13 protein-coding genes are annotated in these 11,024 nt (G+C 73.2%); 8 read left to right on the top strand and 5 right to left on the bottom strand.

Features of this window, described 5'->3' with window-relative positions:
* The 3 genes from VGI02_RS07400 to VGI02_RS07390 form a co-directional block, all read right to left on the bottom strand.
* The coding region (locus tag VGI02_RS07400) for an acylphosphatase (protein WP_331626647.1) at window positions 1–748 on the bottom strand (748 nt) is incomplete at its 3' end.
* On the bottom strand, window positions 745–987 hold the full coding sequence (locus tag VGI02_RS07395; RefSeq protein ID WP_331626645.1) for a HypC/HybG/HupF family hydrogenase formation chaperone: 243 nt from the start codon (window positions 985–987) through the stop codon (window positions 745–747). The genes VGI02_RS07400 and VGI02_RS07395, both read right to left, overlap by 4 nt.
* Complete coding sequence (locus tag VGI02_RS07390) at window positions 984–1,337, bottom strand: helix-turn-helix transcriptional regulator (RefSeq protein ID WP_331626644.1); 354 nt, start codon at window positions 1,335–1,337, stop codon at window positions 984–986. Before VGI02_RS07390 ends, VGI02_RS07395 begins: the two co-directional genes overlap by 4 nt.
* A 133-nt stretch (window positions 1,338–1,470) precedes the next feature.
* Between VGI02_RS07390 and VGI02_RS07385 the strand changes: the two genes are divergently transcribed.
* Window positions 1,471–2,136, top strand: coding sequence for a hypothetical protein (locus tag VGI02_RS07385; protein WP_331626643.1), 666 nt, complete (start codon window positions 1,471–1,473; stop codon window positions 2,134–2,136).
* 18 nt (window positions 2,137–2,154) lie between these two features.
* Here the strand turns inward: VGI02_RS07385 and VGI02_RS07380 are convergent, their stop codons facing one another.
* Complete coding sequence (locus VGI02_RS07380) at window positions 2,155–3,327, bottom strand: MFS transporter (RefSeq protein WP_331626649.1); 1,173 nt, start codon at window positions 3,325–3,327, stop codon at window positions 2,155–2,157.
* A 106-nt stretch (window positions 3,328–3,433) separates the two neighbouring features.
* The gene (locus VGI02_RS07375) at window positions 3,434–3,625 is read right to left on the bottom strand and encodes a hypothetical protein (protein ID WP_331626642.1); all 192 of its coding nucleotides are present in this window, start codon (window positions 3,623–3,625) and stop codon (window positions 3,434–3,436) included.
* Between the two features lie 129 nt (window positions 3,626–3,754).
* On the opposite strand from VGI02_RS07375, the gene VGI02_RS07370 reads away from it, so the two are divergent.
* The 7 genes from VGI02_RS07370 (at window position 3,755) to VGI02_RS07340 (ending at window position 11,024) form a co-directional block, all read left to right on the top strand.
* Entirely contained in the window at window positions 3,755–4,954 is a 1,200-nt protein-coding gene (locus VGI02_RS07370) for a cysteine desulfurase-like protein (RefSeq protein ID WP_331626641.1), read from the top strand.
* The gene (locus VGI02_RS07365) at window positions 4,954–5,268 is read left to right on the top strand and encodes a DUF4326 domain-containing protein (protein ID WP_331626640.1); all 315 of its coding nucleotides are present in this window, start codon (window positions 4,954–4,956) and stop codon (window positions 5,266–5,268) included. Before VGI02_RS07370 ends, VGI02_RS07365 begins: the two co-directional genes overlap by 1 nt.
* An 86-nt stretch (window positions 5,269–5,354) precedes the next feature.
* Entirely contained in the window at window positions 5,355–5,744 is a 390-nt protein-coding gene (locus VGI02_RS07360; protein WP_331626639.1) for a hypothetical protein, read from the top strand.
* 93 nt (window positions 5,745–5,837) lie between these two features.
* Entirely contained in the window at window positions 5,838–7,385 is a 1,548-nt protein-coding gene (locus VGI02_RS07355; RefSeq protein WP_331626638.1) for an APC family permease, read from the top strand.
* Window positions 7,382–9,331 carry a primary-amine oxidase gene (locus VGI02_RS07350; protein ID WP_331626636.1) on the top strand — a complete coding sequence of 650 codons (1,950 nt, stop codon included), beginning with the start codon at window positions 7,382–7,384 and terminating at the stop codon, window positions 9,329–9,331. The genes VGI02_RS07355 and VGI02_RS07350 overlap by 4 nt, the downstream gene beginning before the upstream one ends.
* A 287-nt stretch (window positions 9,332–9,618) precedes the next feature.
* Window positions 9,619–10,893, top strand: a complete 1,275-nt coding sequence (locus VGI02_RS07345; protein ID WP_331626635.1) for a hypothetical protein — start codon at window positions 9,619–9,621, stop codon at window positions 10,891–10,893.
* Window positions 10,794–11,024: a DUF881 domain-containing protein gene (locus tag VGI02_RS07340; protein ID WP_331626648.1), complete on the top strand. Its 231-nt coding sequence runs from the start codon at window positions 10,794–10,796 to the stop codon at window positions 11,022–11,024. The genes VGI02_RS07345 and VGI02_RS07340 overlap by 100 nt, the downstream gene beginning before the upstream one ends.

Raw genomic sequence — 11,024 nt, 5'->3', positions numbered from 1 at the left:
CGGCGGCGTCGTCGTCGGCGCGGGCCGCGAGGTGGTAACCGCCGAGCCCCTTGACCGCGACCACCGCACCCCCGGCGAGCAGCGCGGCCGCACGCCGCAGCGCGGCGTCACCCGGCAGGCCGTCGGGAGCCCCGTCGTCGGGAGCCCCGTCGTCGGGACCCGTCAGCCGCAGCGTCGGTCCACACGACGGGCAGCAGGTCGGCTGCGCGTGGAAGCGCCGGTCGGCGGGGTCCTCGTACTCGGCGGCGCAGGCGGGGCACATGGCGAAGCCGGCCATCGTCGTCGTCGCCCGGTCGTAGGGGACGTCCCGGACGATCGTGAACCGCGGCCCGCAGTGCGTGCAGTTGACGAACGGGTAGCGGTGGCGGCGGTCGGCGGGGTCGGCCATCTCGGCGAGGCAGGCGTCGCAGGTCGCGGTGTCGGCGGAGACGAGGGCGTCGCGGCGCCCGGTCACCGCGCTCGCGCCGATGACGAAGGTGCACTCGCCCCGCGGGGCGAGCGCGGCCGTCGTCACGGACTCGACGACGGCGAGGGCGGGCGGGCGCCGGCGCAGGGCGTCGAGGAAGGCATCGACGCCGTCGGCCCGGCCCTCGATCTCGGCGACGACGCCGATGTCGTCGTTGCCGACGAACCCGCCGAGCCCGTGGGCCGTGGCGAGGGCGTGCACGAACGGCCGGAACCCGACGCCCTGCACGATCCCGGCGACCTGCACCCGCAGCCGGCGGCGGTCGGCGTCGACGGCCGTCACGGTCCCGGCCGCGGGACGGGGTCCGGGCCGAGGCTCGCGATCGCCTCCTTCGCGTGGACGAGGACCACGTCCCCGACCGCCGCGTCGACCAGCGCGACGGAGACCTCCTCGACGCCGAGGCCGGTGTCGACGCGCGCCATGCCGTCGTCGCACAGGGCCAGCACGGTCACCGGCACGGCCTCGTCGGAGCAGGTCACGCAGACCTCGCCGTCGCAGTGGAGGTCCTCGGGGACGCTCATGGGCTGACCTCCCGGCGCTCGGAACCCTCGCCGATCACCGAGGAGACCAGCGACGCCTCCCCGCAGCGCGTGAGGAAGACGTGGACGAGGTGGTGGGTCACCTCCAGGAGCTCGATCTGGTGGCGCAGGCAGTCGGTCCCCGCCGTGGTGAGCGAGTAGGTGCGGCGCGCCGGGCCGGAGCCGGACGTGGACCACGTCGAGCGGACCAGCCCCTCACGCTCGAAGGCCCGCAGGGTGCGGTAGACCCCGCCGGCGTCGAGGTCGTCGATGAACGCGGAGTGCAGACGGTCGACGAGGTCGTACCCGTGCGCCGGGCGCTCCTTGAGGAGCAGCAGCAGACAAGGACGCATGAAATTCCGTGGCTCGCACTCACCCATCAGCGACTCCCCCAACCCGGCACCGCATTGCCCCATGTGTTCCGGATCACCTATCGTCCTCCTCGAATTGCGCGTCTTCAAGGTCCGCTGTAGAGGGGCGATAGGGATGCACGACGCAACTCGGGCCCTGCTGCGGCTCTGGGACGTCACGGACGACGCCGTGGCCCACCTGACGGCCGACGACTGGGCGCTGCCGCTCATCCCGTCCGGATCGCCCGGCGCGGTGGCCGCCGCGGTCCTGGGGACCGGCGGGAGGGACGTCACCGACCTCGTCACCCACCTCACCGGCGTGCACTACGCGGGGCCCGAGCGGCTGCGCGAGGCGCTCGCCGAGGCGCACGACCGGGCGGAGCGCACCGCGCTGTCCTCGGCCCCCACCGGCCGGGTCCTCGAGGCGCAGTGCCTCGACATGTGCCTGCACACCCACGACCTCCACGAGGCCCTCGGGATCGAGCTCGACCCGGGGGTCGCGGGCCCCGCGGCGCTCGAGGCCTGCCGGCTCGTCAGCGAGTTCGTGCCGCGCCTGCTGGCCCGTTCCACCCCCCGCGCCACGTGTCTGCGGCTGCTGGTCCGCGCCCGGCCCGGCGGCCCCGTGGAGATCGACCGGACGGTGCGGGTGGGCGACGGGCCCGCGGTCCCGACGGCCGAGGTGGACGCCGACGCCGACGCCTTCCTCCTGCTGCTCTCGGGGCGGCGCCCGGTGGGCGAGCTCGTCGAGCAGGGCCGGGTCGCCTGGAGCGGCCGGACGGCCGCCTCGCTCGTCGGGGTCTGAGGCGGCGGGGAGTGGGGCTCAGCCCGGCTGCGGCCTGCGCAGCAGGCTGACGAACGCGATCGCGGCCAGGACTGCGACGATCACCGAGAACGCCACGGCCGAGGGCACCAGCCCGAAGGCCGCGGACGCGACCCCCTCGCCGATCACCGGCAGCGAGATCGCGACGTAGAGCACCAGGAAGAAGCTCGAGGCCACCTCGCTGCGTCGATCGGGCGGGCTGCCCGCGCTGACCGCGCCGAGCCCGGCGCGGAAGCTCATCCCCTGCCCGACCCCGGCCACCGCGGCGCCGAGGACCAGCAACCACAGCGAGGCCAGCGCGACCGAGAGGCCCACGACCAGGATGCCGACCACCAGCGCCGCGCAGCCCACGAGCAGCGCCGGGCGTTCGCCCAGCCGCGACGACGCGATCTGACCGACGGTCGAGGGGCCGAGCAGGGCGAGGACGACGAGCCCGGTGACCAGGTGGTTCGAGAGGTGCAGGACCTGGGCGAGGAACGACGGGGAGACGGCGGTGAACAGACCGAGCACCGCGAAGCCCGCGAACCCGGCGATGGCCGCCCGGACGAACACTCCACGGACCTCGGGTGGGACCGACACCCGTTGCGGGCGCCAGGACACCGGCCCGCCGGAGGTCTCGATCGGCTCCGCGAGGGCGTAGAGGAACACCCCGATCACCAGGACCAGCGCGATGTGCACGACGTAGGGCAGGAAGAGCGGCGCCGGGGCGTACTCGGCGAGCGCACCCGCGAGCACCGGACCGAGCCCGAGGCCGAGCATGTTCACCGCGGCCGCGAGCAGGCTGTACTGCTGCTGGCGGCCCGCGGGGGCGAGGTCGACGAGGGTCGCGGTGGCCGTCCCCGTGAAGACCCCGGCCGAGAGCCCCGACAGGACACGGCCGGCGAAGAGCGTGGGGATGTCCCCGGGGATGAGGAACACCGCGCTGGAGATCGCGGCCAGCGCCAGGCCGGGCAGGAGCACCGCGCGCCGTCCGAGCTGGTCGGAGAGCCTGCCGAAGAACAGCAGCGCCACGGCCACGCCGACCGCGTACGCCGCGAAGATCAGCGTGACCATCACGCCGCCGAACCCGAGCTCCTGCTCGTAGATCGGGTAGAGCGGCGTCGGCATCGTCGCGCCGAGCATCGTGATCAGGAAGGCGAGGGCGACGACGACGGCCGCGACCGGCCCGCGCAGACCGCGCTCCCGGGTGGTGGGGGACTCCGTCGACGCGCTGATGGCGTGCCTCCGATCGGTGGCGCCCGGCTGATCCGACGGAGATCATGCCCGCTCTCGCGGGGTCCTACGCGCTGACGGTGACGTCCTCGTCGCGCACGGTCTCCAGGACCGAGAGCAGGACGGCCGCGCCGACGGCCTCGCGCCACCGGGGGCGGGGCCGGTCGACGACCTCTCGGGGGACGGGGACCGATGCCAGCTCGTGACGCCCGCCCGCGCGGGGAGCCGCATCACCCTGTGCCTCGAGCTGCACGCTCACCCAGACCACCCCGATCCCGCTCGTCGCGGTCGGTGGACCGCCTGCCGTGCGTGTATCCGACGGGTGGGCATGAATCGTTACTGCCAAACATCGACAGTGCCCCGGTCGGGCGAACGTCAGACTGGGCCGGTGCCTTACGACGTCGCCGCGTTCCGCGCCCGCTTCCCGGCGCTCGACCAGGGTTACGCCCACTTCGACGGACCCGGTGGCTCGCAGGTGCCCGCCGAGGTCGGGCGGGCGGTGGCCGAGACCCTGACGGCGCCGATCGCCAACCGCGGGCGGATCACCCCGGCGGAGCGCTTCTCCGACGACGTGGTGCTCGGCGCCCGGGCCGCGATGGCCGACTTGCTCGGCGCCGACCCACGCGGCATCGTCTTCGGACGGAGCATGACGGCCCTGACCGTCGACCTCGCCCGCACTCTCGCCACCTCGTGGGGTCCCGGTGACGAGGTCGTCGTCACCCGCCTCGACCACGACGCCAACATCCGGCCGTGGGTGCTCGCCGCCGAGCGGGCGGGGGCGACGGTGCGGTGGGTCGACTTCGACCCCACGACCACCGAGCTGAGCGCTGACGCCGTCGCCGCGCAGCTCTCCGACCGCACCCGCGTCGTCGCCGTCACGGGGGCGTCCAACCTCCTCGGGACCCGCCCGCCGATCCCGGAGATCGCGGCCCGGGTGCACGACACCGGGGCGCTCTGCGTCGTCGACGGGGTGCACCTGACCGCGCACGTGTCGGTGGACGTGGCCGCTCTCGGCGCGGACGTCTTCCTCTGCTCGCCGTACAAGTTCCTCGGGCCGCACTGCGGGGTGCTCGCCGCCGACCCGGCGTGGCTGGAGACGGTGCGCCCCGACAAGCTGCTGCCCTCCACCGACGCCGTCCCGGAGCGCTTCGAGCTCGGGACGCTGCCCTACGAGCTGCTCGCCGGGACGACGGCGGCCGTGGACGTCCTCGGGTCGCTGGCGGAGGGTGAGTCCCGGCGGGACCGCCTGGTCGCGGGCATGGCGGCGGTCCAGGCCCACGAGGACCGGCTGCGGGGCCGGATCGAGACCGGCCTGGCGTGGATCCCCGGCGTGGAGGTGCTCTCCCGGGCCGCCCACCGGACCCCGACGCTGCTCGTCCGCGTCCCGGGCGGGGAGCGCCGCGCGCACTCCGCGCTCGCCGAGCGCGGGGTGTTCGCCCCCGCCGGGTCGTTCTACGCGCTGGAGGCCTCCCGCCTGCTGGGCCTCGGCGACGAGGGCGCGCTGCGTATCGGCCTGGCGCCCTACTCCGACGACGCCGACGTCGACCGGCTGCTCGACGGCCTCGCGACGATCGCGGGGCAGGACTGATGCCGGCACGGATCCGCCTCCGGCGCGCGAAGGGCTGGCGCAAGCCGGACGGGGCGGTCACCGTCGCGCGCCCGTCCGTCTGGGGGAACCCGTTCCGGCTCGGCGGGACGGTCCGGGGCGACGACGACGTCGAGGTCACCCTCGACCGGGACACCATGATCGCGCTGTACCGCCGCTGGCTCGCGGAGCACCCGGAGATGGTCGAGAAGGCCCGCGCGGAGCTCGCCGGGCACGACCTCGCGTGCTGGTGTCCCCTCGAGGATCCCTGCCACGCGGACGTGCTGCTCCGCGTGGCCGCAGGGGATGAGCCGTAGGCACCGATCGACCGCGTCCGGAGAAGCAGATGCAGTAGGTGGATACGGCAGACGTCGGGCCGGGTGGGCGCTCACCCTCGGTCAGCATGAATCCTCTCCTCCGACGCCCGCCCGTTGCGGCCGGTGTCGCCCTGTTCGCCCTGTTCGGCCTGCTCGACGTGCTGAGCCCGTGGGTCTTCCCGGCCCCGGCCGATGCGCCTGACTTCGCCAACACGCTGACCCTCGTGTTCGGCGTGCTCGCCCTCGTCGCCCTCGGCGTCTGGCTCGCCACCAGCGCCCGCGCGGCGATGTGGGTCGGGGTGGTCATCCGGGTGATCGGCGGCGCCTTCACGGTGCTGGCGTTCACCGACCCGACGCTGTCGACCGGCTACGTCGTGGCCAACGCGGTGTACCTCGTGCTCACGATCGTCGCCATCGTGCTCGTCGCGCCCACGCTGCGCGCGCACGCGGCGTCCCCGGCGGTGCCCGCGGGCTGATCGTGCACGGAGGGTTTCCGCAACGGTGACGTGGCGGTCACATGATCTTCCCAGAGTGGGGGCGCTCGTCACCCGCTCGTGCTGGGAGACCTCATGACCGCGACACACTCCGTGACCCCGACCCCGCCTTCCGAGCACCACGGGCGGCTCGCGGACGGCGCCCTCGGCCTGCCCTCGGTCCTGTTCTGCATCGTCACCGGGGCGGCCCCGCTGACCGCGATGCTGTTCAACGTGCCGGTCTCGGTCAACGGTGGTGGCTGGGCGACGCCGGCCGCGTTCCTCCTCGCGACGGTGTCGCTGACGATCTTCTCCGTCGGCTACATCGCCATGTCGCGGCGGGTGACGAGCGCCGGGGGCTTCTACACGTTCGTCAGCCGGGGGCTCGGGCGCGTGGTCGGCCTGGGATCGGGTCTGCTCATCGCCCTCTGCTACATGGTCTTCGTCGGCGCCGTGATCGGGGTCATGGGCTACTTCGCGGCGTCGACCGTCGAGACCTTCACCGGGCTCGCGCTGCCCGCGTGGCTCTACATGGCGATCGGGCTGGCGATCATGAGCCTGCTCGCGTGGTTCCACATCGAACTGACGGCGAAGGTCCTCGGCGTCATGCTCGTCGGCGAGGTGCTCGCACTCCTCGTCCTGGCGGTCGGGGTGTTCGCCCACGGCGGCGCCGAGGGCCTCTCGCCCGCGCCGTTCAACCCCGTGGCGATCTTCGACAACCCCGGCGCGCTGCAGGTCTTCGGCACCGGCGCGGCCGGCATCGCGCTGTTCGCGGCCTTCTGGTCGTGGGTCGGCTTCGAGATGGCGCCGAACTACGCCGAGGAGTCCCGCGACCCGCGCCGCATCGCCTCGATCGCCACCTACGGCTCGGTGATCGGGCTCGGCGTCTTCTACATGCTCATCTCGTACGCCTTCGTGAGCGGGTGGGGTCTCACCGGCAGCGTCCAGGCCGTCTCCGACCAGCTGAACGGCGTGTACGCGTCGGCGTTCTACCCGCTTTCGGACCGCTACGTCGGCGGCTGGCTCACCGCGGTCATCGAGATCCTCGCCGTGACCAGCTCGTTCGCCTGCGCGATGGCCTTCTACAACACCTCGGCGCGCTACCTGTTCGCACTCGGCCGCGAGGGTGTCCTGCCCCGGGCCCTGGGCCGCACCTCGAAGCACCGCAGCCCCGGCGTGGCGTCCGCGACGACCACCGTGGTCGTCGCGCTCTACTGCCTCGGATTCGTCCTCTACGACCCCTCGACCGAGGGTGCGCTGACCAAGCTCGGCACCTGGTCGCCGCTGCTCGGGGTGCTCGGCATCCTCGCCGTGCAGGCCCTGGTCTGTGTCGCGATCATCCGGTACTTCCTGACGACGGCGCGGGACGGCTTCCGGATCTGGAGCACGCTGATCGCCCCGGTCATCGGGTGCGCGGCCATGGTCATCGCCTGTTACCTGCTGATCGACAACCGGGATGCGCTCGCCGCCGCCGAGGGCGTCCCGTTCATCACCCTGCTGCCCTGGGTCCCGCTGGTGATCTTCGTGGCCGGGGTGGTGGTCGCCCTGGTGCTGCGCGCCCGGCGCCCGGCCGTCTACGCCGACCTGGGGCACTTCTCGCTGTCCGACCCCGTGCTCGACGACCCGCAGGAGGTCCCGGCATGACCGCACTCTCCGAACCGCGCACCACGACCACCCACCCGCTCGAGCCGCTCACGGCCGACGAGGTCGCCGCGGCGTCGTCGCTGCTCATCCGGGCCCAGGAGCTCACCGACAGCGCACGCTTCGTGTTCGTGGCTCTGCACGAGCCCACGAAGGCGGCCCTCGCCGGGTTCGACCCCGCCCGCCCCCTGCCGCGCGAGGCCGAGATCGTGCTCTACGAGCGCGCCCGGAAGACGCTCTACGAGGCCGTCGTCTCGCTCACCGAGGGGACGGTGCTGTCCTGGCGGGCCCGTCCAGGAGTGCAGCCGCCGGTGATGGCCGAGGAGTTCTTCGCGACCGAGGACATCGTCCGCGCGGATCCCCGCTGGCAGGAGGCGATGACCCGGCGCGGGATCACCGACCTCCACCTCGCGATGATCGATCCCTGGGCGTCGTCGTGGACCGGGCCCGAGGACGATCCCGCGGCCCGGCGCATCGTCCGGCCGCTGACCTGGATGCGCTCCGCCCCCGGTGAGCACGGCTATGCACGGCCGATCGACGGCCTCGTCGTCACCGTGGATCTGGACCTGCGCGAGGTCGTCGAGGTGGAGGACTTCGGCGCCGTCGACCTGCCCCCGCAGCCCGCGAACTACGAGCAGCCGTGGATCCACGACCCCGCCAACGTGCCGCGGGTCGAGACCGTCCGCGACGACGTCCGGCCGATCGTGATCACCCAGCCCGACGGGCCGAGCTTCACCGTCGATGGGCACGCGGTGAGCTGGCAGAAATGGCACCTGCGGATCGGGTTCACGCCGCGCGAGGGTCTCGTCCTGCACCAGGTCTCCTACGACGACCGCGGGACCCGGCGCCCGATCCTGCATCGGGCCTCGCTCGCCGAGATGTACGTCCCCTACGGCGACCCGGCCCCCACGCACCGGTTCAAGAACGTCTTCGACCAGGGCGAGTACGGCGTCGGCTGGCTCGCGAACCCGCTGGCGCTCGGGTGCGACTGCGTGGGGCACATCCACTACTTCGACGGCGTCGTGAACGACCAGGACGGCGGCGCGGTCACCATCCCGAACGCGATCTGCCTGCACGAGGAGGACACCGGCATCGCGTGGAAGCACACCGACTTCCGCACGGAGGCGGTGGAGGTGCGACGGAGGCGCCGGCTGGTGATCTCCTCGATCGTCACCGTCGGGAACTACGAGTACGGCTACTTCTGGTACCTCTACAACGACGGCATGATCGAGTACGAGGTCAAGCTGACCGGCGTGATCTCGACCGGGGCGATCCCGGTCGGCAAGACACCGGAGCACGGCACCCTCGTCGCGCCGGGCCTCTACGGCCCGCACCACCAGCACTTCTTCTGCGTGCGGCTGGACATGACCGTCGACGGGGCCGCCAACACCGTCACGGAGATCGACTCCATGCCGTCGCCGCCCGGACCGGCGAACCCCCACGGCAACGCGTGGGTGACGACGCGGACCCCGATCACCTCCGAGGCGGACGGAGCCCGGGACACCGCGCCGGCGAAGGCCCGCTTCTGGAAGATCGAGAGCGCGTCCGAGACCGGCCCGACCGGCGCACCCACCGCCTACGCGCTCATGCCCGGCTCGACGGTGCCGCCGATGTACTCGCCCGAGGCACTCTTCGCGCCGCGGTCGGGGTTCACCGAGCACTCCGTCTGGGTCACCGCGCACGACCCCGCGCAGCGCTTCGCGGCAGGCGACTACCCGCTGCAGGCGCCCGTCGGGACCGGGCTGCCCACCTACCTCGACGGCGACCGTCCGCTCGAGGGCGCCGACATCGTCGTCTGGTACACGTTCGGCGCCCACCACGTGGTGCGTCCCGAGGACTGGCCGGTCATGCCGGTGTCGACGATCGGGTTCATGCTCCGGCCCTCGGGCTTCTTCGACGGGAACCCGGCGCTCGACCTGCCGGCCTCCGAACCGAAGGCGTGCCACTAGCGGCTCCGCGTCCCACCTTGTCGCGGGGAGTTCGCCTTTCCTGCCGCCTTGTCGTTCTGAGTCACGACGACAAGGTCGGCGGGGCACCGCGGAAGCCCGCGACAAGCCGGCGGCGGGCCGCGGCAGAGCGCCCGGCCCACGTGTCGCCCTGCCCCGATCGGGCTACAGTGCCGCCGGCACCGGGGGGTGACTCGTTCGTGGCGAGATCAGGTTCGTGGGCGGACACCCGACGCGCGGCGGGGCAGTCTCGCCGTGTGGCGGTTGTGACGGGTGGGGCTGTTGTGGCGATGGCGCTGTCCGGCGTCCTGCTCGTGGGCTGCGGGCAGGGGCCCGACGCGTCGTCGGCCCCGGGCGCGGCTCCGTCGTCGGGAACGACGCTGCCCGCCTCGGTGACGAAGGCGCTGCCCACCGCCTACGAGCGGCTGGCGTCCGGCGCCGACTCCCTCGACCCGGCCCAGGGCTACCCGCGCTCGATCGGCGGCGGCGCCACGACGTGGAAGACGAAGCCGGTCGACGACTGGACCTCCGGCTTCTTCCCCGGCGAGATGTGGCTGGCCCGCGAGCTCACCGGCGACCAGGCCTGGACCGCCCGCGCCCAGCGGTGGACGGCGCCGATCGCCTCGCAGGTGCACCGCACCGACACCCACGACCTGGGCTTCATGGTCGACGACAGCTTCGGCGAGCAGGTCAGTGCCACGGGGGCGGGCGCCGACGACGTCGTCACCGCGGCCCGCTCGCTCGCCACCCGGTACTCGCCGAAGGTCCACGCGATCAAGAGCTGGGACACCGACGGCGAGGACGACAAGCGCGGGACCTGGCGCTTCCCGGTCATCATCGACACGACGATGAACCTGGCCCTGCTCGACCGGGCGGCCGCCCTGCCCGGTGGCGACCCGGCCTGGAAGGACATCGCGACCCAGCACGCGCTGACCGCCTCACGCACCAACATGCGCCCCGACGGCAGCGTCGCCCACGTGGCCGTGTTCGACCCGGACACCGGCGCGTTCGTCAAGCGTGACACCTGGCAGGGCGCGGCACCCGACTCCACCTGGTCGCGGGGTCAGGGCTGGGCGATCCACGGGTTCGCCGCCCAGGCCCGTGCGGCGGGCAACGCCGACCTGCGCGCGGCCGCGGTCAAGGCCGCCGACTGGTGGCTCGCCCACACCGGCCCCGGCGCCCGCGTGCCGGCCTGGGACTTCTCGAAGCCCACCGAGGAGCGCGACACCTCGGCGGCCGCCGTCGCCGCGTCCGGGCTGCTCGACCTCGCCGACCAGGTCGGGGCAGCCGACGGCGCCCGCTACCGCCAGGCTGCGGGCGAGACCCTCGACGAGTTGGCGACGAAGGACGTGGCCCCGGCGGGCCCGGCCCTGCTCGCCCACGCGACCGGCGGGAAGCCGCAGGACAGCGAGATCGACGTCGGGCTGGTGTACGGGGACTACTACTTCCTCGAGGCGGCCAGGCGCTGGACCGACCCGGCGCGCTCGTCGTCGACAGCGCGACGCTCAACCCGCCGTATTCGGTTCTGGCGATTGGTGATCCGCCGACGCTGGCTGCGGCGATGAACATCCCCGGCGGAGCGATGGACAGCGTGGAACGCGTCGGCGGCTCGATGGTGGTACAACAATCCGACCGCGTGGACATAACCGCCTTGCGGCAACCGAAACCCCGCCAATACGCTCAGCCAGTCAAATGA

Source organism: Actinomycetospora sp. (genome assembly GCF_036497245.1).
Classification (GTDB): Bacteria; Actinomycetota; Actinomycetes; order Mycobacteriales; family Pseudonocardiaceae; genus Actinomycetospora.
This window is presented reverse-complemented; position numbering and strand designations above follow the sequence as displayed.

Coding starts and splice junctions, on each gene's coding strand:
- VGI02_RS07385 (WP_331626643.1), top strand. CDS start 1,471: ATGCACGACGCAACTCGGGCCCTGCTGCGGCTCTGGGACGTCACGGAC.
- VGI02_RS07395 (WP_331626645.1), bottom strand. CDS start 987: ATGAGCGTCCCCGAGGACCTCCACTGCGACGGCGAGGTCTGCGTGACC.
- VGI02_RS07365 (WP_331626640.1), top strand. CDS start 4,954: ATGCCGGCACGGATCCGCCTCCGGCGCGCGAAGGGCTGGCGCAAGCCG.
- VGI02_RS07355 (WP_331626638.1), top strand. CDS start 5,838: ATGACCGCGACACACTCCGTGACCCCGACCCCGCCTTCCGAGCACCAC.
- VGI02_RS07345 (WP_331626635.1), top strand. CDS start 9,619: ATGGCGCTGTCCGGCGTCCTGCTCGTGGGCTGCGGGCAGGGGCCCGAC.
- VGI02_RS07350 (WP_331626636.1), top strand. CDS start 7,382: ATGACCGCACTCTCCGAACCGCGCACCACGACCACCCACCCGCTCGAG.
- VGI02_RS07360 (WP_331626639.1), top strand. CDS start 5,355: ATGAATCCTCTCCTCCGACGCCCGCCCGTTGCGGCCGGTGTCGCCCTG.
- VGI02_RS07390 (WP_331626644.1), bottom strand. CDS start 1,337: ATGCGTCCTTGTCTGCTGCTGCTCCTCAAGGAGCGCCCGGCGCACGGG.